The 24,220-nt window shown below is 60.4% G+C and carries 21 protein-coding genes; 18 read left to right on the top strand and 3 right to left on the bottom strand.

Annotation, left to right across the window (positions count from 1 at the left end; genetic code table 11):
* Positions 1-159: 159 nt before the first annotated feature.
* Positions 160-1,857 carry a sulfatase-like hydrolase/transferase gene (locus PSH97_RS11045; RefSeq protein WP_305449197.1) on the bottom strand — a complete coding sequence of 566 codons (1,698 nt, stop codon included), beginning with the start codon at positions 1,855-1,857 and terminating at the stop codon, positions 160-162.
* 380 nt (positions 1,858-2,237) lie between these two features.
* Between PSH97_RS11045 and PSH97_RS11040 the strand changes: the two genes are divergently transcribed.
* From PSH97_RS11040 to PSH97_RS10960, 17 genes are all read left to right on the top strand, one after another.
* Complete coding sequence (locus PSH97_RS11040; protein ID WP_305449196.1) at positions 2,238-3,590, top strand: UDP-glucose dehydrogenase family protein; 1,353 nt, start codon at positions 2,238-2,240, stop codon at positions 3,588-3,590.
* Positions 3,587-4,645, top strand: a complete 1,059-nt coding sequence (locus tag PSH97_RS11035; protein ID WP_305449195.1) for an NAD-dependent epimerase — start codon at positions 3,587-3,589, stop codon at positions 4,643-4,645. The genes PSH97_RS11040 and PSH97_RS11035 overlap by 4 nt, the downstream gene beginning before the upstream one ends.
* Positions 4,642-5,388, top strand: coding sequence for a sugar transferase (locus PSH97_RS11030; protein WP_305449194.1), 747 nt, complete (start codon positions 4,642-4,644; stop codon positions 5,386-5,388). Before PSH97_RS11035 ends, PSH97_RS11030 begins: the two co-directional genes overlap by 4 nt.
* Complete coding sequence (locus tag PSH97_RS11025; RefSeq protein ID WP_305449193.1) at positions 5,389-6,033, top strand: CpsD/CapB family tyrosine-protein kinase; 645 nt, start codon at positions 5,389-5,391, stop codon at positions 6,031-6,033.
* A 23-nt stretch (positions 6,034-6,056) separates the two neighbouring features.
* A complete protein-coding gene (locus PSH97_RS11020; RefSeq protein WP_305449192.1) occupies positions 6,057-7,079 on the top strand; it encodes a polysaccharide biosynthesis/export family protein in 1,023 nt (340 codons plus the stop codon).
* 17 nt (positions 7,080-7,096) lie between these two features.
* Positions 7,097-8,692: a GumC family protein gene (locus PSH97_RS11015; RefSeq protein ID WP_305449191.1), complete on the top strand. Its 1,596-nt coding sequence runs from the start codon at positions 7,097-7,099 to the stop codon at positions 8,690-8,692.
* 32 nt (positions 8,693-8,724) lie between these two features.
* Positions 8,725-9,780 (top strand): glycosyltransferase family 4 protein, encoded by a 1,056-nt coding sequence (locus PSH97_RS11010; RefSeq protein ID WP_405046567.1) that lies wholly within the window; start codon positions 8,725-8,727, stop codon positions 9,778-9,780.
* Positions 9,777-11,144 carry an O-antigen ligase family protein gene (locus PSH97_RS11005; RefSeq protein ID WP_305449190.1) on the top strand — a complete coding sequence of 456 codons (1,368 nt, stop codon included), beginning with the start codon at positions 9,777-9,779 and terminating at the stop codon, positions 11,142-11,144. Before PSH97_RS11010 ends, PSH97_RS11005 begins: the two co-directional genes overlap by 4 nt.
* Entirely contained in the window at positions 11,141-12,109 is a 969-nt protein-coding gene (locus PSH97_RS11000; protein WP_305449189.1) for a glycosyltransferase, read from the top strand. Before PSH97_RS11005 ends, PSH97_RS11000 begins: the two co-directional genes overlap by 4 nt.
* The gene (locus PSH97_RS10995; protein ID WP_305449188.1) at positions 12,102-13,238 is read left to right on the top strand and encodes a glycosyltransferase; all 1,137 of its coding nucleotides are present in this window, start codon (positions 12,102-12,104) and stop codon (positions 13,236-13,238) included. Before PSH97_RS11000 ends, PSH97_RS10995 begins: the two co-directional genes overlap by 8 nt.
* Positions 13,239-13,250: 12 nt before the next feature.
* Positions 13,251-14,252: a polysaccharide deacetylase family protein gene (locus tag PSH97_RS10990; protein WP_305449187.1), complete on the top strand. Its 1,002-nt coding sequence runs from the start codon at positions 13,251-13,253 to the stop codon at positions 14,250-14,252.
* The gene (locus tag PSH97_RS10985; protein ID WP_305449186.1) at positions 14,249-15,553 is read left to right on the top strand and encodes a lipopolysaccharide biosynthesis protein; all 1,305 of its coding nucleotides are present in this window, start codon (positions 14,249-14,251) and stop codon (positions 15,551-15,553) included. The genes PSH97_RS10990 and PSH97_RS10985 overlap by 4 nt, the downstream gene beginning before the upstream one ends.
* A complete protein-coding gene (locus PSH97_RS10980) occupies positions 15,550-17,469 on the top strand; it encodes a hypothetical protein (RefSeq protein ID WP_305449185.1) in 1,920 nt (639 codons plus the stop codon). The genes PSH97_RS10985 and PSH97_RS10980 overlap by 4 nt, the downstream gene beginning before the upstream one ends.
* 92 nt (positions 17,470-17,561) lie before the next feature.
* Positions 17,562-18,251, top strand: a complete 690-nt coding sequence (locus tag PSH97_RS10975) for a GNAT family N-acetyltransferase (protein WP_305449778.1) — start codon at positions 17,562-17,564, stop codon at positions 18,249-18,251.
* Positions 18,252-18,255: 4 nt separating this feature from the next.
* Entirely contained in the window at positions 18,256-19,473 is a 1,218-nt protein-coding gene (locus tag PSH97_RS10970; RefSeq protein ID WP_305449184.1) for a GNAT family N-acetyltransferase, read from the top strand.
* The gene (locus PSH97_RS10965; RefSeq protein ID WP_305449183.1) at positions 19,445-20,257 is read left to right on the top strand and encodes a ChbG/HpnK family deacetylase; all 813 of its coding nucleotides are present in this window, start codon (positions 19,445-19,447) and stop codon (positions 20,255-20,257) included. Before PSH97_RS10970 ends, PSH97_RS10965 begins: the two co-directional genes overlap by 29 nt.
* 60 nt (positions 20,258-20,317) lie before the next feature.
* Complete coding sequence (locus PSH97_RS10960) at positions 20,318-21,007, top strand: N-acetyltransferase (protein WP_305449182.1); 690 nt, start codon at positions 20,318-20,320, stop codon at positions 21,005-21,007.
* A gap of 182 nt (positions 21,008-21,189) precedes the next feature.
* Here the strand turns inward: PSH97_RS10960 and PSH97_RS10955 are convergent, their stop codons facing one another.
* Both PSH97_RS10955 and PSH97_RS10950 read right to left on the bottom strand, forming a co-directional pair.
* Positions 21,190-21,996, bottom strand: coding sequence for a class I SAM-dependent methyltransferase (locus PSH97_RS10955; protein WP_305449181.1), 807 nt, complete (start codon positions 21,994-21,996; stop codon positions 21,190-21,192).
* Positions 21,997-22,089: 93 nt separating this feature from the next.
* Positions 22,090-22,995, bottom strand: a complete 906-nt coding sequence (locus PSH97_RS10950; protein WP_305449180.1) for a LysR family transcriptional regulator — start codon at positions 22,993-22,995, stop codon at positions 22,090-22,092.
* 162 nt (positions 22,996-23,157) lie between these two features.
* Here PSH97_RS10950 and PSH97_RS10945 point away from each other — a divergent pair, with 162 nt between their 5' ends.
* A complete protein-coding gene (locus PSH97_RS10945) occupies positions 23,158-24,174 on the top strand; it encodes an alpha/beta hydrolase (RefSeq protein WP_305449179.1) in 1,017 nt (338 codons plus the stop codon).
* Positions 24,175-24,220 lie beyond the last annotated feature (46 nt).

Here is a 24,220-nt window from a genome sequence, read left to right as displayed (position 1 = left end):
GTAGAGAGTACACCCGATAATCTTGGGTTGAATGGTCTGACGTCTTCGCGGGCAAGCCCGCTCCCACAGTGATCGAGGCGAACCCAAACTTTGCGTACGCCATCGCCCCCTGTGGGAGCGGGCTTGCCCGCGATGAGGTCAGATCAGCCCATCAAAATTTCACTGCCCCACCGCCACACTCGGCACCACCCGCCCAGGCGTCACAATGCTGTTCAGGTCAATATACTTCCACTCAGGCTTGGCCCCCAACCTCGCATTGAAACGATAGTTAAACGTGAAATCGTCCACCGTCGGCACACTCAACGGTTTGCCATACACCGCCTCAATCCCCGCCAGGTCATAACCCATCACCTGCAGCAGCGTCGGGAAGATGTTGTAGTGACTGGAACGATCCTTGTTGGCCGGCAACTGCGCCTGCCAGTCCAGGGTCTTCAGATCGCTGCCCGAAATCACCACCAGGGGCACCAACCCCTCCTCCTCCACCGGGTCACCGCCGCAGTGAGTATTGAGCCCCGGGTTACCGCGTTCATGCAGGTCTTGCCCGTGATCCGAGGTATAGATCAGCAGCGCATTGCGCAAATCCGCCTGAGCGAAAACCCGGGCGAAGAACTCGCCGACATTCCACAGCACAGTATTTTTGTAAGCATTGCGGTACAGCAACCAATCATCCGGCTGACCGTTGAAACCATCGCGTTTGCCCGTGTCCGCCACTTCGACAAACCGTCCACGGGGCAATGTCGGGCGGTAAGCCATAAACGCGTCCGGGTACTTGTCGTGCACCGGAAAATGCGCACCGACCTTGTTGATCACCACCAGCTCCGGCTTACCGTCGTTGAGCAGCTCGATCAGCTTGGCCGCCGCTGCCATGTCGCGTTCACGCACACTGGTGCGGTCGAATTGCACGAACTCGTCGATGTCCTTTTTTTCCGTAGCGTTCATCAGGTTCTGCATGTTGCCGGCGGTGCGCTGGGAGTCGATGTAGACGGTGCGCAGCCCGGCCTTTTTGGCGTACTGCCAGATCGACGGCAACGTGCTGTTGATCCGCATGTAATCGGCGCGAGTGCCACCGTAGCGCAAGGTGACATTGGTGTCGGCGCTGCAATTGGCGATGGATGCCGCGTAGCCGTAATTGAAAATGTCCACGCCCGGGCGCGGTTCCTTGAGATTGCTGTGCACACCGAACGGCGTGTTGATGTCCAGGTAGTTGCCGGAAATGCTCTCGTCGATGATCAGCACGATGTCGTGTTCCACCGGCTGATCGATGCGGGTCAGGCTCACCGGCTCACGCGGGCCGACAGTGTTGTGCAGCGCTTCATAGGTAAACAGATTCAAATAGGCCAACGGCGTGTACATGATCGGCAAGCCACGGGCGCCCTCACCGGCCCGCACAAACAGCACGGCGCTGAGCATCAGCACTCCGAGCACGGGCGCCGCCACCAACAGCGCCCCCGGCAATGGCAGCCGTCGACGCGGCTTGAGTCCGATACCGAACAGCAGCAACAAACCACTGGCCATCCCGCTGATGATTGCATCGCGGTACTGGTACGCCGCCTCTTGAATAAACCCACCGGAATACACCAGCGACACAAAACTGCTGTAGGTCATGTAACCGGCAGTCACCTGCGCATAGACGTCGAAGAACACCGCCGAGCCAAACATCGTCAACGCGAACAGGTGACGGATCAGCGTCTGGCGAATGTACGCGGTCATGAACAGCGCCACTGTCAGCACGACGAACATTGCGCCAAACAACAGCATCGGGAAACCAATGCCCAGCGCGTCAAGACGATCGAGGTAGTAGTCGTAATTCTTGAGCAGATACAGAACCAGCAGCAGTTCTTTGAGGTAACGGATCATGGTGTTTACAGCACCTCCACGACCAATGGATTGTCGGCCATTTTCTGACACTAGCACCGGGCCCTCGAAGCGCAAGAAATGCCGGTTTTTTTCCTAAAGCGTCAAAAAAACGTTGCCTCAAATCTGACACACTCAAGCGTCTGTAACCCTTGTGTTTCAAGCCTTACGACCGTTTATCGTTTTCTTCAAACCCTCAGAAACCCCTCAAAACCGCGGCAAATCCAGCAGCGGCAAGCACTTGATGGCAAATAGCCCGTGAAATGGGGGTTTTCCCGGTCGCGTTACCCGTCATTTTGCTGACTCGCTTTCCCATGGCTGGGCTATACCCCTTTTGACAGTCTCATTTCAGTTACATCCACCGTCTTACGAGGCACGCCAATATGGACGTGAGCGTATTTGGTACGGGCTACGTCGGCCTGATACAAGCTGCGGCATTGGCCGATGTCGGACATCGTGTGCTGTGCGTTGATATTGACCCCAACAAGATCAAGCAACTGCAACAAGCCGTGCCACCGATCAGCGAACCGGGACTGTCCAGCACACTGGAAGACAACATCAAGGCCGGTCGCTTGCTCTTCTCCACCCAGGCCAGTGACGCGGTCGAACACGCCGAGCTGATTTTTATCGCGGTGGGTACTCCCGCTGATGAAGACGGTTCCGCCGACCTCAGCCATGTGCTGAATGTCGCTCGGCAGATCGCCAGTTTCATGGAGTCCGATCGCACCCTGATCATCAAGTCCACCGTACCGGTGGGCACCGCGGACCAGGTGACTCACGCCGCCTACGAGGAACTGCAACGCCGTGGCAAAGAGGCGTTGAACGTGCGAGTGGTGTCCAACCCCGAGTTTCTCAAGGAAGGCAGCGCTCTGGCCGATTGCATGCGCCCGGACCGAATCATCGTCGGCACCAATGACGATGAAGCGCGCAACCAATTGAGCGAACTCTATGCGCCGTTCTGCCGCAACCGCGAAAAGCTCATGTTCATGGATAACCGCAGCGCCGAGCTGACCAAGTACGCGGCCAACGCAATGCTCGCCACCCGCATCAGTTTCATGAACGAACTGGCCAACCTCACCGAGTTGCTGGGGGCCGACATCGAGGCGGTGCGCAAAGGCATCGGCTCGGACCCGCGCATCGGTTACCACTTCATCTACCCCGGCTGCGGCTTCGGCGGTTCGTGCTTTCCCAAAGACCTGCGAGCCCTGTTGCACACCGCCGAACACAACGGCATGCCAATGCGTCTGCTGCGTAGCGTCACCGATGTGAATGACAGTCAACGGCACATCCTCTTCAGCAAACTGCAGGCGCTATTTCCCGATGGCCTGGTCGGCAAGTCCATCGCGATTTGGGGCCTGGCCTTCAAGCCCAATACCGATGACATGCGCGAAGCCCCCAGCCGATATCTGATGGAAGCACTGTGGGCCGAAGGCGCGAGCGTGCAGGCTTACGACCCGGAAGCCATGTCTGAGTGCCGGCGCATTTACGGCTACCGCAATGACCTGCACCTGTGCGCGACCCGCGACGACACTCTGGAAGACGCCGACGCGCTGGTGATCTGCACCGAGTGGAAGAATTTCCGTGTGGTCGATTTCGACCTGCTGGCGAGTAAACTTCGCGCGCGAGTGATCGTAGACGGGCGCAACCTCTACAACCCGGAACACGTGGCGGCGGCCGGCTTGCACTACAGCGGCATCGGGCTTCGGCACATCGCTCCCGAGGCGCCACGGCCATGAAAATACTCGTCACCGGAGCAGCCGGTTTCATCGGCGCCCATTGCGTATTGAGGCTGTTGCGCGACGGGCATCAGGTGTGCGGCCTGGACAATTTCAACGACTTCTACGACCCGCAGCTCAAGCACGACCGCGTGGATTGGGTGTGCAAGCAAGTCGGCGATTTCCCGCTCGCCAAAGTCGACGTGGCCGACGCCTCGGCCCTTGATGCCTTGTTTGTTCGTGAACAACCGGAGGTGGTGATTCACCTCGCGGCTCAGGCCGGGGTGCGTTACTCCCTGGAGAATCCCCGGGCCTACGTCGACAGCAATCTGAGCGGGTTTCTGAACATCCTCGAAAGCTGCCGTCACCACCCGGTCAAGCACTTGATCTATGCCTCATCCAGTTCGGTGTATGGCGCTAATCAACACACGCCTTACTCGGTCAAGGACGGCGTCGACCACCCGTTGTCGCTGTACGCCGCGACCAAAAAAGCCAATGAGCTGATGGCCCACAGCTACAGCCATCTGTTCGGCATTCCCTGCACCGGCTTGCGTTTTTTCACCGTGTACGGGCCTTGGGGCCGGCCAGACATGTCGCCGATCCAATTCGCCCGGGCGATTGCCGAAGGGCAGCCGCTGAAGCTGTTCAACTACGGCCAGCACCAGCGTGATTTCACCTACATCGACGACATCATCGAGAGCATCGCCCGTCTGATCGAGCGCGCCCCCCAAGCAGCACCGGACTGGAACCGTGAACAACCGGACCCAGCCAGCAGCATGGCGCCATGGCGCATTTACAACATTGGCGGACAACAGCCAGTGGAGCTCAAAGACTACCTGGCGCTGCTGGAAAAACACCTCGGACAAAAAGCCCTCGTCGAGTTGCTGCCCCTGCAGCCGGGCGACGTGCTCAACACCTGCGCCGATGCCAGTGATCTGGCCCAGGCCACCGGTTTCCAGCCACGGATCGAGCTGGATGAAGGACTCGGACGATTCATCGCCTGGTTCCGTGACTACTACCCACTGCGCCATGCCCACTCGCCACTCGCGTCCGGGCTTCAGCGGAGGACTCTATGACTGGACATGAAAAAGGCGTGTTGCTCAATCACATGCAGCGTGACAAACGCCTGGACCCCGAACATCGAATGCGCCTGGATACGGCGATCCACATGCAGGGCCGCGGCTGGATGACCGGCCGTGACGGTGGTCGGCCCTGGACGCTGTCGCGAACCAACCGGGTGGTTGCATGCCTTGGCGCGCTGGTGATTCTGCTGCTGCTGTCCCCAGTGTTGCTGGGCCTGGCATTGGTGATCAAGTTCAGCAGTCCGGGGCCGGTGATGTTCGTGCAAAAGCGCACCGGCTACCGCGGCCGCCTGTTTGGCATGTACAAGTTCCGCACCATGGTGACCAACGCCGAAGAGCTCAAGGAATCGTTGCGGCACCTGAACAAGCACGGCGCCGATGCCATCGATTTCAAGATCGACAACGACCCGCGGATTACCCCCATCGGCGGCTTTCTGCGGCGCAGCAGCCTCGATGAGTTGCCCAACCTGATCAATGTAGTCAGCGGCGACATGCGCTTGGTCGGTCCGCGACCGACCTCATTCAATGCCTATCGCTACAAAGACAGCCACCTTGCACGCCTGAGCATCTACCCCGGCATGACCGGCCTGTGGCAGATATCCGGGCGTAGCAATATCGACTTCGACCAGCGCGTTGAGTTGGACCTCAGCTATATCGCCGAGCAGAGCCTCTTGCTTGATCTGAAGATCCTGTTGAAAACCCCCTTCAAAGTATTCAGCGGCCACGGAGCGAGTTAAATGGACGGTTCATCGAATAAAAGCCTGACCATCGCCAGCCCGAGCGAGTCCAACCTGACTTCGACCGTGCTCGACCTGGATCTGCGGATCCTCTTTCTGACCGCTGCCAACACAGGCGCCGGCACCACCACCAGCGCCCTGGCGCTGGCCAGCCAACTGGCGTCAATGAGCAGCGGCCAAGTGTTGCTGGTGGACGCCAGCCAGTCGGAGGGCAACCTCACGCAACAGCTGGGGCTGACCAAAGAACGCGGCTTTCGCGACCTGCTGTTCAACGCCTCGCCGCCGCTGCTGCAGGACTGCCTGGTGAACGTCTCCAGCCTGCCCTTCCACATCATGCCGAACGGGCGGCACATCCGCGGCGCCGAGCACCTGACGACTGAACAGCTGGCCCCATTGCTCAACCAACTGGGCGATCGGTATCGCTTTGTGGTGATCGACGGCGACGCGGTTTATTCGGCCGCCGACACGTTGGTCATCAGTACCCTGGTGGACGGCGTGATCATGGTGGTGCGCGCCGAAGACACCCGTTGGGAAGTGGCCCAGGCCGCGGCCCAGCGCCTGACCCAGGCCGGCGCAAAACTGGTGGGCAGCGTCTTCAACCGGCGCAAGTACTACATGCCCAAATGGCTCTACAAAAACCTGTAAGCAACCGCAGAAAGGATGACGCCATGAACGCCAAAATGCTTCTCCTGCTGTTGCTGCCGCTTGCAGGTTGCTCCAGCACCAGCGAAACCCAGCATATGCCGGTGCAGATCCTCACGGCCGAGCCGGCCAATGCCCAGGCCACCGACATGCCCAAGGTTGAACAGACCTTGCGGCCCAAGGATGTGCTGGATGTGATCTTCCACATCAGCACCAGTAGCTCGGGCGCTTACCGCATTCAGCCCGGTGACCAGGTCGCCCTGAACTTCACCGCGGCCAGCCAGCTCAACGGCACTCAACTGGTGCTGCCCGACGGCACCATCGAACTGCCGGGGGCCAATACCGCGGTGAAAATCGGCGGGCTGACGGCCGTCGAAGCGCGGCAGGAGATCCAGCGTGCCTATGAGCGCAAATCCCTGTTTCAGCCCAATCGCAATCAGGTGACGGTGCTGGTCACCAGCCCGCTGAGCAACGAGCTGAACCTCAAGAGCAACCTGAGCCAGCCCGGTAGCGGTATGACCCGGGAGATCACCGTGGGCAACGACGGCTATGCGAGTTTCCCGGAAATAGGCTCCGTTCCGCTGCAAGGCATGACGGTCACCCAACTGGAAACGTTCCTCAATCAACGTTACGCGCAACTGCCGGGGCGGATGAGGGTCGACGTCATGCTCAAGTCCACGTCGGGCAACGAAATCTATGTGCTGGGTGAAGTCGCGCAACCGGGTTCCTACCCGATTCGCCGACCGGTCTCGGTACTCGAAGCGTTGACCCTGGCCCGTGGCACTAACGTCAAGGCGCGACTCGATTCGGTGGTGATCATGCGCCGCACCGGCAACCATGTGCAGGCCGTGCACTACGACGTTGAAAAAGCCTTGTCCGGTGACGCCTCGCAGATTGCTTACCTGCAACCGGACGACATGCTCTACGTGCCCAAGACCAAACTGGCCAGCGCCGGTGAGCTCGCACGGCAACTGGCGGACGTGGTGTTGTTCCAAGGGGTGGGCTTCGGTTTCGCCTACCGCGTCGACAACAAAGACAGCGACAACTAACGCTCAGGTGACCGACCATGAACCCAAAGGAAAACTACCTGCATGAGTTCTTCAGGATTTTCTTCGCCAACAAGCAGTTGGTGAAACGAGTCTTCCTGATCTTTGCAGTGATCGCCCTGATCTTGCCGCTGATGCTCAAACAGAGCTTCGACATTACCGCGCAAGTAATCGTGCAATCCAAAAAACTCTCCCAGGGAGACGCCACTACGTCCCTGACTCAGGGTGATGCCTCTTTCATTCCGCCGTCACTGGCGGACATGGAAACCGAGAGCAATATTCTGCGTTCGCCGGCCCTGATCCGTCAGACCATCAGCGACCTGCGGGACAAAGGCGAGTACGCGCCCAACCCCGGAATCTTCAGCAAACTGGTGACCGAACCGATCAAACGTTTTGTGACCACCCCCTTGCGTGAATACGTTGTCAACCCGGTGCGCGATGCATTCGGGCTTGAGACCGATCCGGTTCGGGACACCGCCCTGGATACCTACACCCAAGAGGCCGTCGATAACCTGAAAATCGAAACCTTGCCGGGTTCCAACGTGATCTCCATCGTCTACAGCTTTGGCGATCCCGCCCAGGGCACCCGGTTTGTCGCGGCGCTGTTGCAAAATTACCTGGCCAGCCGTCAGGAACTGCAATCGATCGACCTGCCGCAGAGCTTCTACGAAACCAAGAAGAAGCAATATCAGGTGCGTCTCGATGGCCTGGAAGGCACGCGGCTGGCGCTGCTCGAAGGCGTGGGTTCATCCGATCCCAAGGAAGAAATCACCTTCCGCCTCAATGCCATCAACACCGAGGAACAGGCCCTGAACCTGTATCAGGATCGCCTGCTGCAAAGCCAGCGCTGGCTCGACTACCTGAAAACCGCCCTGACGTCAGCCACCAATACGTCCCGGCTCAGCGAGTACACCTTCCCCTTCACCTTCACCACCACGGTGGACAACATTGCCTTCGAAGACCGGGAGATCAGACAGCTCGGTGAACAACTGACCACTCAGGTCAGCCGCTACATGAACGACCTGGCGATCTTCAAGCCGGGCAGTGAACCGATGCTGTTGACCCGCGAGCAGATTTCCCGCACCCGTCAGCAGTTCCTGAAAATCGTCAGCAACCGGATTCAGGAGCGCACCAACGACCTGGCGATTGTCACCTCGGTGATCAAGCAGAAAACGGAGCGCATCGCCCAGTTCAAGGACCGCATCCATCAGTTACAAGTGGCTCAAAGCAAGCTTGCGCAGATGGACACCGAGATCAATGCCTTGCATGCGGCGTTCTCCACCTACGCGCAACGCTTTGCCGAAAGCAGCTCCGCCGGTTTGCTGGACAACGATATGTCCAACGCCCGGGTACTCAGCCCGCCATACGAACCGACCGAGGCGGCGTTTCCCAAACCGCTGCTGATCATTCCGTTCGGGATGCTGACCGGTCTGCTGTTGGCGATTGCCTTCGTCTACGTGCGTGAGTTCTTCGATCACCGCTTCAAACACCCAGCGCAAATCACCCATGAACTGGGCTTGCCGGTGCTGTTGGTGATTAACGAGCAAGACGTTATGCCGAACAACCCGCACAAAAACTGGACCGTGGATAGCTTCGTGCATTGGGTGCGCCATTGAACGGGCCGCTCAGCGCCAGCGCTCTGCCGATCATGCATTTGATCAGCAGCGGCGGCTTCTATGGGGCTGAGCGGATGCTGCTGGACCATTGCCTGGCGACGCCGGGACGGCATCAAGTGCTGTTTCTCGATGCGCCGCCAGCGCTGATCGCGCGATTTCGCGAGGCCGGGATTGACTGCCGTAATTGCGCGGGACTGGGGGACCTGCTGCGTCATTTACGTCAGCGGCGGGCTGAGCAGCCTCTGATCAACACGCACAATTTCAAGGGCCTGCTATTTGGTTGGGTGAGTGCGACGTTGTTGAACTTGCCATTGGTGATTACCCAACACGGTTTCACCCCACGCAGTCGCAAGCAACGCCTCTACGGCTGGCTGAGTTTGCAACTGTGCCGCACGGCGTCGGTGCATCGGGTGGTTTGCGTGGCCGAAAGCATCGCCGTGCTACACCGCAAGGCCAGTGTCCGGACGGAGAAACTGCAAGTGATTCCCAATGGTCTGCCAACGGCTAGCGACCTGTTGCCCCACCCAGCCAAACACCTGCGTTGGCTGGCGGGCTATGTCGGTCGGCTGAGCAATGAAAAAGGCCCGGACCTGTTTCTCGATGCCCTGATTCCGCTCTGTCAGCAACACCCGCAACTGGACGCCGTGATGCTCGGCGACGGCCCGGAACAGGAAACCCTGCTGGCGCGGATTGCCGCTGCCGGCTTGCAAAAACGCATCACCTTGCCGGGTTATCAGATCGACATGAACCGGTGGTGGCAGCAACTCGATGCGCTGGTGATCAGTTCGCGTACCGAGGGCACACCGATGATTTTACTGGAGGCGATGCAGGCCGGAGTGCCGGTGGTGGCATTCAGCGTCGGTGGAATTCCCGATGTGCTGGAGGATCGGCACAACGGCCTGCTGGCCACACCCACCGACAGCGTTGCCCTCGCCCTGCAGATCGATACGCTGCTGAGTGAGCCGGCACTGGCTCGCCAACTGATCGACAACGCACGACGTACGCAATTGGACCGTTACGACCTGAAGGCCTTGGCCGAACGCTGGTCGCAGCTTTATATCCGTACTGCACGGGAGGCACGCGCGTGATCTTTCCGCTCTCGATCGTCAGTCTGCTCGCCCTGGTCTGCCTCGGTTTGCTGGCCAGCCCTTATCCATATCTGGCACCAGGCGCGGTGCTTGGCCTGGTGGCTGTCGCGGTGCTGTACCGGAAACCCGCCTGGGGTTTATTGGGCATCGCGGCGCTGGTGCCCTTCGAAGGTTTCTTCAAGGGCAGTGCGCTGTCGGGCACCAAATTCATCGGTGCTTCGCTGGCGCTGATCGTGATGTTGCAACTGGCTATCCACCAGATTCCGTCCGAGCGCCTGCGCAGCAACATCTGGCGCTACCTGATCTGGTTCATGGTGTTGTACCTGTTGAGCATGATCAATACCGACAACCTGGACATGTCCCAGAGTCATCTGCGGGATCTGAGTGTCGGCCTGGTTCTGTTTGTGATCACCTTGCTGATCGGCCGTGAATTGAACCTCGATGTGTTCGCCCGGCTGGTGACCCTCAGTGTCACCGCGACCTGCGCACTGGCCATGTTCTCCACCAAGTATCAGGACCAGGGCCGCGCCGCCGGTTTGCTGGAAGACCCCAACTCGTTTGCCCTGCTGATCGCCTTCGCCGTGCCATTGGCTCTGCTGCTGGTGATCCGCAGCCCGAACCTGTTGCACCGATTGTTCTGGGGCGGTTGCTGCATTTTGCTGCTGGGCGGCATGACCAAGACCGATTCCCGTTCCGGGCTGGTGGTGCTGTTTCTCAGCTTGATGATCGGCGCCTGGCACTACCGCGCGCAGTTGCCACGCATCCGTCCGCGCCACTTGGGTTTTGCCATGCTTGGCCTTGCGATCGTGATCCCGCTGGCGATTTATTCAATGCCGGCCGGTTACATCGCGCGCATCCAGTCCTTGAGCATCTTGAAAGCCGGCGCCAAAAGCCAGGACGAATCCCTCGGCCGCCGCGCCTCGTACATCCTGGTCGGCAGCCAGATCATCCAGGAGCACCCATTACTCGGTTCCGGCCCCGGCACCTTCCCGCTGCACTACGCCACCACCGGTTACGCCAAGGTGTTTTCCGCCAACCGCAAGCCCGGCGACCTGTACCGCCGCGCTCATAACACTTACCTGGAAATCTTCAGCGAAGTGGGGATTCCCGCCGGGCTGTTGTTCGTCGGCATGCTGGGCCTTGGGATGTACAACCTGATCCGTGCCCGACACGCCTGGTTGCTGCGACGCAACTGGGAACAGGCCGACATGATCACGCACTTGGGCATCAGCTATCTGTCGCTGATGCTGTTTTTGATGTTCCTCAGCGCACCGAATCACAAATACCTGTGGATCATGCTCGCGCTGACTTGCGTGTTGCGCCTCAAGGCTGAAGAACGTCCGCCGACGGAAGCCAGAGCATGAACCGCATCAGCCTTGTCATCCCGATGTACAACGAAGCCCGACACATCGGGCGTACGTTGCTCGCCGCGAAAAAAGCCGCCGAGGCTGCCAGGCTGGAATGCGAGTTGATCGTGGTCGATAACGGCTCCGACGATCAGGGCCCGCACATCGCCCGCCAGTTCGGTGCGCAGGTGCTGGTGCTGCCCGGCCTGCTGATCGGCGCCCTGCGCAATCGCGGGGCGGCGGTGGCGACAGGTGAATGGCTGGGCTTCATCGATGCCGATATCGAGATGCCCGAGGACTGGCTGACGCGGCTGTTCGAACTCGAGTCCGGCGGCCAGGCCGATGTCCTCGCCCTGGACTTGCACACCCCCGTCGAAGCGCCGTGGTTTGCCACGGCCTGGCAACGCCGCATGGCCCGCCCGACCACTCACGCTTTGCACCCGGTGCAGTGGCTGCCCAGTGCCAACCTGTTGATGCGCCGCTGCTGGTTCGACAAGGTCGGCGGCTTCAACGAAACCCTGCGCACTGGCGAAGACAAGGCGTTCACCTTGCGCCTGAGTGAAGCCGGCGCGCGGTTGCTCGCGGTCAACCAAAGCGTCGCCTTGCATTGGGGTTACGAAGGCAGTTGGCGTGAATGGATGGGCAAGGAGTTGTGGCGCCAGGGCAGTCACCTGCAACTATTGCGCACCCAAGGGATGAGCCTGCGCTTGCTGCGGTTCCCGGTTTTTTCGATTTGCATCTGGGGGCTGGATTTCATCGCGCTGTCTGCCCTGCTCAATGGTTTTCCCAAAGCGGCGTTATTCATCGTGTTCATCACCAGCCTGCCAGCGCTCGCCCAGAGCCTGCGCCAAAGCCTGAAACACCGTGACCTTCGCCTGATGCTGCAACTGTGGGGTCTGCACTGGGTGCGTCTGCACCTGGCTGGCGCGGCGCTCATCCTGAGCCTGTGTCACTGGAATGCCAGGAGACCCGCCCGTGGCTGAATTCATTTTCTGGTTGTGCCTGCTATTGCCGGTGTATGCCTGGCTTGGCTACCCGCTGCTGCTGACGCTGATCGCGCCATTGTTCCCCGCGCGGCGTCCTGCGCCAGCGCCACCGATGAACGTGAGCATCATCATCGCCGCACACAACGAGGCCCGGCATATCGAAGAGAAATTGCGCACGCTGCTGGCCCAGGATTATCAGGCGCACTCGCTGCAAATCATTCTGGCCAGCGATGGCTCCACCGACGACACCGTGGCCTGCGCCCACAAAGTCATCGACCCGCGCATCAGCGTGCTCGACCTCCCCCGTCAGGGTAAGGCTGCCACCTTGAATGCCGGCGTCGCCCTGAGCACCGGCGAGATTCTGGTGTTCACCGATGCCGATAACCAATGGTCGAGCAACACCCTTGGCCAGTTGCTCGCGCCCCTGGCCGATCCAGAGGTCGGGGCCTGCGCCGGGCACATGCTGATCCCGGTGCCAGGCAAAGGCCTGAGCCTGGGCGACAGCCTTTATCGGCACTACGAAGGCTGGCTGCGCAAGATGGAAAATCGCACCGGCTGCATGGTCTCCGCCGACGGCGCCCTGCTCGCCCTGCGCCGCGAGTTGTTCCAGCACGTGCCGGCGGAGGTCAACGATGACTTCTTTATCAGCACCTGCGCACCGGTGGCGTTCAAACGCATCGTCTATGTGCCCGAAGCCAAAGTGAGCGACCAGGGTGTCGACGAAATCGCCAAGCAATGGCGTCGGCGCCAGCGCGTCACCGTCGGTGGCCTGCAAAGCCTGGCCCGGCGCCGGGAGCTGCTGAACCCTTGGCGTCATGGCTTGTATGCGATTGCACTGATCAGCCACAAGCTGATTCGACGCCTGGCACCAATCCTGTTGCTGCCGTTGCTGCTGAGCAATGTCTGGCTGTGGAATGTACATGGCTTCTATCGCCTGAGCCTGATCGCGCAATTGCTCGGATACGCGGTGGCCATCGTCGGCCTGCTGGATGTGCAACACCGTTTGCCCAAACCCTTTCGCCTCGCCGCGTTTGTTCTGGTGACCCTTGCCGGGATGAGTATCGGTCTGTGGCAGTTCCTGCGCGGCCAGCGGTACGCGCAATGGAACCCCGAGCAAAATCGTTGAAAGGACCGCGCCATGGCGATCAAACAATTATTAAAACGCACCAGTGGCTGGCTTTATCTCAACTCGCCGGTAGGCCGTCACCAACTGCACGGTGCCGGGGTGATCCTGATGCTGCATCGGGTGCTGGCCAATGACCGCGCCGCCGACCTGCCCCATCGCAATGAACTGTGCGTCGGGCCGAAGGCATTCGAACATCTGCTCACTTGGTTGAAAAAAAACTTCGACTGCGTGCCACTGATGGAAATCTTGCAACCTGGCGCCATCAGAACCGGGCGGCCAAAAATCGCGCTGACCTTCGACGACGGCTGGCGTGACAACGCGCTGAATGCCTTCCCGCTGCTGAAAAAACATCAGGTGCCAGCAAGCATTTTTCTCTCCACTGATTACATTGGTAGCCGGCAACGCTTCTGGTGGGAAAGCCTTGGGGAAACCCTGTGGCGCAGCCACGGGGAAAAAGCCCGGGCGCATTTGATTGAATGCCTGCAACGGCTTGGGCTACCGCTGCCGGTGCTGCTCGATGATCTGGATGTGCAGCGCCGCAGCCTGGCGCTTTTGCATTTTCTGCAAACCTTGAAAACCCTGCCCCCGGGCGAACTGAGCCGGCTCACCGATCAATGCCCGGATGAGTCATTGCCCCAGGCTCTGGACTGGCATCAGGTACGCGCGCTGGAAGCCAGCGGGTTGATCCGCTTCGGTCCCCATGGCGCCAGCCATTCGATCCTCACGGGCCTTGACGATCAACGTCTGGATGAGGAACTGAGCCGCAGCCGCAATGCCCTGCTGAACGGTTGCAACCGGCCGCTGCCGGTCTATTGCTACCCCAATGGCAACCATGATGAGCGGGTGCGCGAACACGTGGCGGACCACGACTTCCCGTTTGCCCTGGGCACCGTCGCCGGGATTTATCGTGGTATCAGCGATCCATTGGCCTTGCCGCGGATCGGCATCAGCCAGCGTACGGCGCGCAATCCGGAGTTGCTGTCCTGGCGCATCTACCGCGGAGCCCGGCCATGAGTCGCAGTCACTATCTCAAACACTTGGCCCTGAGCATGGGCACCAAACTGGCGATGATCGCCCTGCGGCTGCTGCGCAACGTATTGCTGGCGCGGATTCTGGGGCCCAGCGAGCGCGGTCTGTTTGCCTTGCTCAGTACCTTGCCCGATCTGATCAGCGCCGCCACCAGCGGCGGGCTGAATTCGGCGGTGGGGTATCAGGCGGCCAAGCAACGACCCATGGGATTGTTGCTGAGCCAGGTGCTGGTGTTTGGTTGCCTGCTGGCGGGTTTACTGACGTTGCTGGTGGTGGCGCTAGTGCGCGAGTTCGGCGGCGAACTCGACATCACCACGCAACTGGGATTGCTCGCCTGGCTGTTGCTGCTGGCGGTACCGCTGACCGTGCTCAAGAGCGGCCTGTTGACTTTGCACAATGCGTCGGGCGGTGTGGTGGCGTTCAATGCCTTGCGGCTGGTGGAATCCCTGGCGCCCCTGCTGCTGTTTCTGGCCTTGTTCTGGATGTGGAAAGACGCAGCCCTGGAAGCGGCACTGATCAGCTGTTTGGCCGGCCTCAGCCTGGTAGTGCTGGCCGGTTGGTTCTGGCTCAGGCGTGCTCAGCCCTTGAAGTTGCAATGGGACCGCGCCAGCCAGAATGAACTGCTGCGCTACAGTGCTCGCAGCCACCCGGACCTACTGTTCCAGCAAGTGATTCTGCGCTCCGATTTCCTGTTCATCGGCGCCCTGCTCGGCAGCACCGCGTTGGGGCATTACGCCATGGCCAGCGCCGCCGCCGAATTGCTGCTGATCGTCCCGGAAGCGGTGACCACGCCGCTGATGAAACGCCTGCTGCAACAGGACGAAGGCATGGATCGCCTGACACCGCTGGCCCTGCGCCTGACCGCCACGGTGATGCTCGGTGCCTGTCTGACCATGGCGGTGATCGGTGAATGGCTGATCGTCACGTTGTTCGGCATTGCCTATCAGCCGGCCTATCCGGCGTTGCTGGCGCTGCTGCCGGGGCTGCTCGGTCTTTGCTATGCGAGCATCCTGCGCCTGGACTTGCTGGGCAAAAATCGCCCCGGCACGATTTCGCTGTTGATGGGCCTTGGCGCGTTGCTCAACCTGGCCCTGAACCTGTTGTTGATCCCTATCTACGGCATCGTCGGCGCGGCGACGGCATCGTCCATCGCCTACCTGGCGGTAACCCTCGCGCTGCTGGTGATGTATTGCCGGTTGAGCGGCGTACCCGTCTGGCAAACCCTGATCATCCTGCCCAGCGATGTGGCACCGATGCTTCAGATGCTGCAACGGAAATCGGCATGAAACGCCTCGTGCTGCTGTTGAGCCTGGGCCTCGGTTTGAGCGCCCAGGCGGCGCCCATGCGCTGGGCTGATATTCGCGACGGCAGCCTGTACCTGCAAACGGATCGCCCCGACACGCTGACTATTCGCTGGGTTCCGGCGTGGCAGGCCGATGCCAACGAAGAACGCCTGTACCTGCTCGACGGCAACGGCAACCTGAAGGGCGAACGCCTGATCACCGCCAGTGAAACCCGAGGCAAGCAGAGCTGGCCACTGGCGCCGAGTGCCGCCAGTTATCGACTGGAAATTCCGGGCTACAGTTTCCGCCGCTACACGATCGAACACGACGAGCACACCGTGGCGTTGTTCGCCCCGGCCAAGGTGCATTTCAGTGCCGAAACCCGCGGCGGCGATGAGCTGTATTTCAAGGTCGCGCCGGGGGAACACGCCGTACTGGCTGGCAAGTTCCACGGAGGGATCAACACCCTGCAAGCCCAGCGCGTGAGCGACAACAAACAGCTGTCGCTGGCGCTGAAACCCCATCGCGCCTATTGGCAGTTCGATCAGGTGGCATTGCCCGTCACTCAGGACGAACAGGTCTGGCGCCTGCGCCTGCAAGGTAGCGGCAAGGTCGCGTTCTGGCTCGATGGCACGGCGAATCTGTTTGCCCAGAAACCGCAGCAGCTCAAACCGCTGCGCGAGGACGATGGCCAGACCCGCTTGACCCTGCACAAAGAGCTGCTCGGCCCAACGCCGAACCTGGGCATTTATTTACCCTACGTGCTGCCCCCTCAATCCAGTTTCGCAGCGCTCGACGCCCTCAAGCCTCAGGCGGGCACCTATTACAGTTTCGTTGACGTCACCGCGCAAAATCCGCATCACGAAGATGCGTTCCGCCAGCTCTATCAGAACCGCTTCGGCATCACGCAGGACCTCACGCTGTTGGCCGGCAGCAAGCGTCAGGCGGATTTGCGCGCCGACACTCAAAGCAACGCCGGTCTCGATGCCTGGCTCGCCGCCACTCGCGCCCTCGGTGGCACCGGCACGCACTACATCGCGTTCGCCGACGAACCGAACCTCAATTACCCGAGCTATGCCGACTACCAGGCGATCTTCAACAGCATGGCCCGGCAAGTGCGCAGCGATCCGGCCAACGCCAAGGCCGGTGTGCGCATCGCCATGCCCGCCACTTCACGCTTCATCAACGGCCCGTTCGCCGACAACGCCGCCGACAAGCGCGGCATCGATTGGGCACGGCGTCTGCTGGCCGAATCCGGTGAGCAAATCGACGCCCTCGCCTGGCACGAATGGATGATTCGCGACCTGCTGGCGACGCGGATCTACCGCGACAGCGTGCGCCGTGCCGCCGAGCTGGTGGGCCTTGATGCCACGGGCCGGCCACGCAAGGCCTTGCTGCTGGATCAGACCAATCTGTCCAGCGGCTCAAGCCTGAGCCCCTACGATCAGGAAACCCATTTCGCCTCGCTGTGGTGGACCTCGGTGGTCATCAACTCGGCCCAGGACGGGTTGCTGGACATGCTCAACTGGTTCCAGGCCGCCGACGAACCGACCTACCCCAAAGGCATGGTGCGGGTGCTGGGCGGCGATCGTTTCGAACTAAAGCCGGTGGGCCTTGCTCAGCAATTCATCCAGCAGCACTGGCTGAAAAACGTCATGCGCCTGGACAACGACGCTTTCGAAGTCGATGTGCTGGCCATGGCCACCGAGCGCCAGCGCAGCCTGTTAGGGGTCAATAAAGGGGGGCGCTTGCAGCGTATCGATCTGGGCGGGGCGACGTGCCCGCTGGCCAAGGGAGCGCTGGTGTACTTCGGCGCCGACAACCGCAGTCGTAGCGCTCAGTTCAACTGTCACGACGGTCGCGTCAGCTTCGACCTGCCGGGCGAAACCCTGTTCGCCTTGAGCTGGAGCGCCTCATGAACGCCGTCAATTTGCATCACCACGACCGCGCCGCTCTCGACCGCGCGTTGCACCACGCCACCCGCGACCGGTCTCTGTCACGAGACAATGATATGAATGCCTTGGAGAAAATTCGCCAACACATCAAACGAAAAGGCCTGCGTGCAACGGTCCGGCTCCTTTGGAGGCGCTACATATTTGCTCACTGGGAGCTTCTGTGGATGACGCGTGACCTGGTCAGCCCGGTGCCGCCTCATCAGCTCAAGCCTTATAAACCGCTGCAGTTGAAGACCATCACTGTGCACAACACCGCAGCCTTTGCCCGTCACTTTGGCGACCGCGTCAACACCATGGAGGAACTGGCCGCCGAGGGTTACACCGGGCACATGTATCTGGACGGCAAAGGCGATGCGGTGGCCTTCATCTGGGGCAGCACCCGGGAGTACCACGACCGGCACTTCTACGGCTGCAAGTTCCCGGTAAAAAAAGGCGAATTCTTCGAATTCGGCGGCGAACTGGCCCGTGCCTATTGGGGCACCACGCTCTCGGTGGATCTGCAACTGCGACTCTGGAAAGCCATGCAGGCCCAAGGTTGCAACACGGTCGTGGATGTCTGCGACGCCCACAATATACCGGCGCTGAAACTGCACATTCGCATGGGCTATCAAGAGCAAGGACGCATCCAGCACGTCTACCGATTATTCGGTCGCTGGCGCTTCTTTCGTGAGACCCGTTACAGCGACTCACGCCTGGATGCGCTACGTAGACCGTCCCGTTCACCTGTTCCTCAGTCGGTGGCGTGAAAAGATGATGGCTCGATTCGAATGGCGCACCTCGCTGTGTGCCCCGGACTTTCCGGCAGCTGCTTATGAGGGGTTGCGCAGGCGCGTGACGGACCATACGCCGTTCAACACCCTCGCCTGGCTGTGCGCATCGGAACAGGCACTGACTGCTGGGGAACACTTGCACGTTCTGCTGGGCTGGCAAGGTGATGAGTTGGCCTTGTGCCTGCCGCTGGTGGCGTCCGTGGAGCGCTTTGGAAGGCTGCCATTTCGGGTCTTGCGTCACCTCGGTTATCCCCTCACCGATCGCCTGGCCCTGCTCACCTGCCTCGATGCCGACAGCATGCGCAAGGCGCTGGTGATCATCCGCAGTCGCGTACCCCATGCGATGCTGCAACTCAACGAATTGTCCGAACCCATCGGCGAAGAAAGTGTGCTGACCGCCTGGATGACCCACAGCTCGAGCGGCGAGCGCCGCCTCAGTTGTCGGGTGCCGGTGCATTTGATCAGTGAGGCCGACCGCCAGGAAGTCTCCGGCGACCCGCGCTACAAACTGCGCCGGGCGCGTAAACGCATGTTGGCTTATGGTGCCCAGGTTCGGCGCGTAACCCCTGACGCGGCCACCATCGGGCCTTTATTGCAGGCCCTCAGCGAAGTCGAAGCGCAGAGCTGGAAAGGTATTGAAGGCGTGGGGATTTTCACCAATAAGCGTAGTCGGCAATGGATCGAGCGGGCCTTTACCGCCCTCGCCGAACAGGGGCTGATGCGAGTAGTGGTGCTGGAACTGGACGGACGCTGCATCAGCTACCGGCTCGGGTTGCTGGAACAGGGCCGGCTGTACGACTACAACCTGGCGTTCCTGCCGAAATATGCCGATCTGGGCAGCGGTCGTGTGCTGCTCGAAGAGTGGATTCGCTGGGGCCTGGACGACAACTGGCACTGGATCGACGCTTCGCGGGTCAGCCTGAAGAACTCCAGCCATCAACTTCAGGAACGCATGACCGGCCAACTGGAGCACTGGCGCTGGAGTTTCTACTCCTGGCGTCCCAGCGGCCTCGCTCTGGGGCTGGCCATGCGGCTCTGGCACCAACTCAAACCTTGGTGGAAAAAATGGCAAGCCCGGCATGCAGTGGCACTGGTTGTTCCTGCCACTCCTACTCCAGCGCCCGCCGACAAAAGCCCTGTGCCCACCGAAAAAACCATGGAGGACAAACATGCCTCGCCAAGTCATAGTCAACGCTGACGATTTCGGCCTCAGCTCGAGCGAAAACGCGGTGATCCTCGGCGCCTTCCAGGCCGGAGTCATCAGCTCCGCCACCGCCATGGCTAATATGCCGGCGTTCCAGGAAGCCTGCGTCCTGGCTCAGGAGTCGCTGCTCAAGGGGCGAATCGGCTTGCATTTCAATCTCACCTACGGCCGGCCGTTGAGCCCGTCGATTCTCGCGCGTTCGACGTTCTGTGACAGCCAGGGCATGTTCAACCTCGACCTGCCCCGCCACAGTCTTTGGCTCAACCGCCTGGATCGTGAAGCGGTGCTGGAGGAACTCGAAGCCCAATGGCAATGCTGCCTGGACAACGGCCTGCGCCCCAGCCACATCGATTCCCATCAGCACGTGCACAACATCTGGCCCATCGGCGTAATCGTCGCGCGCTTTGCCGCCTACCAAGGGGTGCCCGTGCGACTGGCGCGCCAGCTGGGAAATAACCTGAGTGTGCGCAAGCGGGTGTTCAAGACATTGCTCAATTATCGATTGAACCACCTCGCCGGAGCGACCGCCGAGTACGTATGCACACCGGTAGACCTGCGCAACGTGGCGATGCCGATCGACGGCCTGTTGGAGATAGTTGTCCATCCGACCCATATCGGGGCCGATTTTGGCGATATCTATTTAAACCCCGGAGAGTCTCTGGCTCACATGCTGGAGCTGCGTCTTCCGGGCATTCCGAGAGTGTCCTATGCCGTCGTGCCAAAGGCGTTCAAAGAGGAACCGCAGTACTCGACTGAGCTACAAACGTTGCAACCTTGATTTATCGCCATTGAAAAAAACGTTCCCCACCCAACCCTGGCTTCAGCCACGGAGGACTTCATGAGCGCCATCGCCAAGCTTCGCGAACGAATCAAACAAAAAGGCCTGCTTCACACGCTCCAGACGCTCTGGAACCGCTATGTGTACTTGCACCGAGAGCTGCTGTGGCTGGGACGCGATCTGGTCACCCCGATAGCGCCGCACAAACTACGGCCCTACACGGGCTTGCGTCTGGTGACCATTACCCAGGAGAACGCCACGGCTTTCACCAAGTATTACGGAAACCGCGTCAAGGCCATGGCCCAAATCGCCTCCGAAGGTCACACCGGGCACATGTATCTGGACGAGGAAGGTGATGCCGTCGGATTCATCTGGGGCAGCCTCAGTGACTACTTTGACCAGCACTATTACGGTTGCTGGTTCAGGGTCAAACCCGGTGAATTTTTCCAGTTCGGCGGTGAAATGATCCCTCTCTACTTCGGCTCCAGCCTGTCGGTGGACGCCCAGTACAATATCTGGGGCGCGATGCGGGCCCAAGGTTGCGACAAGGTCATGGACGTCTGCGATGCCCGCAACATCCAGGCCATGAAAATGCACCTGCGCATGGACTACCAGGAACAGGGACGCATCACCCACGTTTACGACCTGTTCGGCCGCTTTCGCTTCTTCCGCGAAACCTACTACACCGGCTCGCGGCTGACTGAGTTGCGCAAACCAGCACAGCCGACGGCGACTGCGGCGCAGGCGTGATTTTGATTGGAGGTCGCGATTGTCGTTGTTTGATGGAGGACTGTGTCGCCGCCATCGCGGGCAAGCCCGCTCCCACAGGTATCTGCTTTGACCAAAGGATTTGTGAACGACAGCGACCACTGTGGGAGCGGGCTTGCCCGCGATGGCGTCAGTCAGTGCAACTCATTTCTCAGATCCGAAACTCAGCGCTTCACCGCCACCAACGTGTAACACAACGGCAACTGTGCCTTTTGCTGCTGATACCGATCGTAGAGTTCTTCGCGGTTGGAATGCGGGTACTCCTTGAAGTGACTGATCTGCAACCCTGCCTCAATGGCACCGGTGAAGATGGCGCCCAGGGTATGAACGAACCAGTAAGACGCTGAGGCCGGCTGTTCGACTTTGCCTTCGTAGACGATCGGCTGGTTCTGGACGAAAGGTTCGCTGCGAAAATACGAGCTGTCCGGGCGATAGGGATCGGCTGACTCGGGGTCGAACATTTCCAGGAACGGGTGGGTTTCGTATACCACCAGGTTACCGCCGGGCTTGAGGGTTTGCGCGGCATGGCGCAAGAATTCGGCGATGTCCGGCATCCAGTTCAATACGCCGATGGTAATCAGCGCTACATCGAAGCGCTGGTGAAGATCCGTCGGCAGGCGATGGATGTCAGCCTCGATGAATTCGGGCTCATGGGGCGAACGGAATGCCAGTTCCCGGGCCTGATCGAGAAAGGCCTGCGACTGGTCAATGCCCACGACACGGCGGGCCCCCAGGGCAAACAGCGAAAGACTTTCGCGTCCGTTGTTGCAGCCCAGTTGCACCACATCCTTGCCGTCGACGCCGACCTGTTGAAGCAACCCGGTGAGGGTGTCATCCAGACAGGAAAAATCGCCATGGCTCACGGCACTCAAACAGGCCTGCCACTCAGGGGTGTCTTTGTGGTACGGGGCGGAGTCATTCCAGGCATCGCGATTGCTGGCGATGGCTTTTTCTTTTGTCGGCATTTCCATTGCACGCTCCGGAGTTCGGGCCTTTGATTGGCCGGCACGAGTCTGGATCAGCGTCAGGAAAATCGCCATTCGAGCTTTGTTGCGATCTTGTAATCACCGATAGTGCGAACCCTCTTCGCGTTGGTTCAACCGCTCACGCAAGAACTCGATCAGCGCCTGCACCGGTCGCGAACTCTGGCGATGCTGCGGGTAGACCGCCGACAAGGTCAGCGGCTCGGGGCGAAAATCATCCAGCACCGTCACCAACCGGCCGTCCTTCAGGGCCGAACCGACGATGAAGGTCGGCAGGTAGGTGATCCCCATGCCGGCGATGGCCGCGTCCTTGAGCAACTCACCATTGTTGACCCGCATTCGCCCAGTGACGTTGACGTTCAGCGATTTGCCCCGCCCCTCGAAACGCCATTGCACCTGACGACCGTGGCCGTAAGGCAGGCAATCGTGGGTGTGCAAATCCTCGGGTTTATGCGGCGTGCCCCGCTCGGCCAGATACGCCGGGCTGGCGCAATACACCCGCTCGATGGAGGCGAGGCGTCGGGCGATCAGTGTCGAGTCTTCCAGCACGCCGATGCGCAAGGCCAAATCGTAACCCTCACCGAGCAAGTCCACTGGCCGATCACTCAGGTCGACTTCCACGGTGACGTCGCGATAACGCTGCAAAAATACCGGCAGCAAACAGCCCAAATGTGCCACGGCAAACGACAGCGGCGCGCTCAGGCGAATGGTGCCGCGAGGTTCGGTGGTCTGGCCGGCGATGCCCTGCTCCATTTGTTCGACTTCGCTGAGCAGGCGCAAGGCCGATTCGTAATAACTCTGCCCCAGCGGCGTGACGTCCAGCCGTCGGGTGGAGCGATTGAGCAAGCGCACGCCGAGACGCTCTTCCAGCTGCATCAGGCGGCGGCTGACGAATTGCTTGGACAGCCCTAATTGATCGGCTGCCGCAGTGAAGCTGCCAGATTCCATGACCTGGCAAAAAAGACGCATGTCTTCGAACGGGTTCATTGTCACTCTCTGGTTGACAGTTATTCGCTTTATAGCCGCTTTTTCACTTTCCGGCACCTCATTAATCTGTGCTCACGGTGTTGCTGAGGCCTGAACCCCAACGCCACAGCAGCCCGATCCCAAGGCATATAAAAACTCAAACGATTTAAAAAGGAATTGCACATGAACTTCAAGAAAACCCTCGCCACTTCCGTCCTCGCCCTGTCCATCGGCAACGCATTCGCCGCCGGCAGCCCTGGTGTTGAACACAACACCCAGGCCTTCCTCGAGGCCCTCGCCGCCGGCGGTGGCAAACCGCTGGAGCAACTGAGCCCGAAAGACGCCCGCGCGGTGCTGACCGGTGCCCAGGCTTCGGTGAAGGTTGATCTGTCGGGTGTTGAAGTCAGCGACAAGGCGATCAAGGTCGACGGCCAGACCATCAACCTGAAAGTGGTGCGCCCGGCCAAGGTCAAGGGTCAGTTGCCAGTGTTCATGTTCTTCCATGGTGGCGGCTGGGTATTGGGCGACTTCCCGACTCACCAGCGCCTGATCCGTGACCTGGTAGTGGGCTCCGGCGCAGTCGCGGTATACGTCGATTACACGCCGTCGCCGGAAGCGCACTACCCGACTGCCATCAACCAGGCCTACACCGCGACGAAATGGGTGGCCGAGCATGGCAAAGAGATCAGTGTCGATGGCAAGCGACTGGCGGTGGCCGGCAACAGCGTTGGCGGCAACATGGCGGCGGTCGTGGCACTGATGGCCAAGGAACAGAAAACCCCTGCCCTGCGCTTCCAGCTGTTGATGTGGCCGGTGACCAACGCACAGTTCGACGACGGCTCGTACCAGCAATTCGCCGAGGGGCACTTCCTCACCAAAGGGATGATGCAGTGGTTCTGGGACAACTACACCACCAACCCGGCCGAGCGTGCGCAGATCCATGCCTCGCCGCTGAATGCAAGCGCCGAACAACTCAAGGGCCTGCCTGCCGCACTGGTGCAGACCGCCGAATTCGATGTGCTGCGTGACGAAGGCGAAGGCTACGCCCGCCACCTCGATGCCGCCGGTGTGCCGGTGACCTCGGTGCGCTACAACGGGATGATTCATGACTTTGGCCTGCTCAATCCGCTGAATCAGATTCCGGAAGTCAAAGCGGCGGTACGTCAGGCCGCGGCCGAGCTCAAGACGCATCTGAACTAAGCCCAACCGCTCGCCACACCCCAGGGTGTGGCGAGTTTTTTTGTGC

Origin of the sequence: Pseudomonas cucumis (assembly GCF_030687935.1) — a bacterium.
Classification (GTDB): Bacteria; Pseudomonadota; Gammaproteobacteria; order Pseudomonadales; family Pseudomonadaceae; genus Aquipseudomonas; species Aquipseudomonas cucumis.
This window is presented reverse-complemented; position numbering and strand designations above follow the sequence as displayed.

What these genes read in the sequence shown, in the direction of transcription:
- PSH97_RS11035 (WP_305449195.1), top strand. Translation starts at nt 3,587, where the DNA reads ATGAAAATACTCGTCACCGGAGCAGCCGGTTTCATCGGCGCCCATTGC.
- PSH97_RS11045 (WP_305449197.1), bottom strand. Translation starts at nt 1,857, where the DNA reads ATGATCCGTTACCTCAAAGAACTGCTGCTGGTTCTGTATCTGCTCAAG.
- PSH97_RS10960 (WP_305449182.1), top strand. Translation starts at nt 20,318, where the DNA reads ATGAGCGCCATCGCCAAGCTTCGCGAACGAATCAAACAAAAAGGCCTG.
- PSH97_RS10970 (WP_305449184.1), top strand. Translation starts at nt 18,256, where the DNA reads ATGATGGCTCGATTCGAATGGCGCACCTCGCTGTGTGCCCCGGACTTT.
- PSH97_RS10985 (WP_305449186.1), top strand. Translation starts at nt 14,249, where the DNA reads ATGAGTCGCAGTCACTATCTCAAACACTTGGCCCTGAGCATGGGCACC.
- PSH97_RS11000 (WP_305449189.1), top strand. Translation starts at nt 11,141, where the DNA reads ATGAACCGCATCAGCCTTGTCATCCCGATGTACAACGAAGCCCGACAC.
- PSH97_RS10980 (WP_305449185.1), top strand. Translation starts at nt 15,550, where the DNA reads ATGAAACGCCTCGTGCTGCTGTTGAGCCTGGGCCTCGGTTTGAGCGCC.
- PSH97_RS11015 (WP_305449191.1), top strand. Translation starts at nt 7,097, where the DNA reads ATGAACCCAAAGGAAAACTACCTGCATGAGTTCTTCAGGATTTTCTTC.
- PSH97_RS10950 (WP_305449180.1), bottom strand. Translation starts at nt 22,995, where the DNA reads ATGAACCCGTTCGAAGACATGCGTCTTTTTTGCCAGGTCATGGAATCT.
- PSH97_RS11040 (WP_305449196.1), top strand. Translation starts at nt 2,238, where the DNA reads ATGGACGTGAGCGTATTTGGTACGGGCTACGTCGGCCTGATACAAGCT.
- PSH97_RS10945 (WP_305449179.1), top strand. Translation starts at nt 23,158, where the DNA reads ATGAACTTCAAGAAAACCCTCGCCACTTCCGTCCTCGCCCTGTCCATC.
- PSH97_RS10955 (WP_305449181.1), bottom strand. Translation starts at nt 21,996, where the DNA reads ATGGAAATGCCGACAAAAGAAAAAGCCATCGCCAGCAATCGCGATGCC.
- PSH97_RS10975 (WP_305449778.1), top strand. Translation starts at nt 17,562, where the DNA reads ATGAATGCCTTGGAGAAAATTCGCCAACACATCAAACGAAAAGGCCTG.
- PSH97_RS10990 (WP_305449187.1), top strand. Translation starts at nt 13,251, where the DNA reads ATGGCGATCAAACAATTATTAAAACGCACCAGTGGCTGGCTTTATCTC.
- PSH97_RS10965 (WP_305449183.1), top strand. Translation starts at nt 19,445, where the DNA reads ATGCCTCGCCAAGTCATAGTCAACGCTGACGATTTCGGCCTCAGCTCG.
- PSH97_RS11020 (WP_305449192.1), top strand. Translation starts at nt 6,057, where the DNA reads ATGAACGCCAAAATGCTTCTCCTGCTGTTGCTGCCGCTTGCAGGTTGC.
- PSH97_RS11025 (WP_305449193.1), top strand. Translation starts at nt 5,389, where the DNA reads ATGGACGGTTCATCGAATAAAAGCCTGACCATCGCCAGCCCGAGCGAG.
- PSH97_RS11010 (WP_405046567.1), top strand. Translation starts at nt 8,725, where the DNA reads ATGCATTTGATCAGCAGCGGCGGCTTCTATGGGGCTGAGCGGATGCTG.
- PSH97_RS11030 (WP_305449194.1), top strand. Translation starts at nt 4,642, where the DNA reads ATGACTGGACATGAAAAAGGCGTGTTGCTCAATCACATGCAGCGTGAC.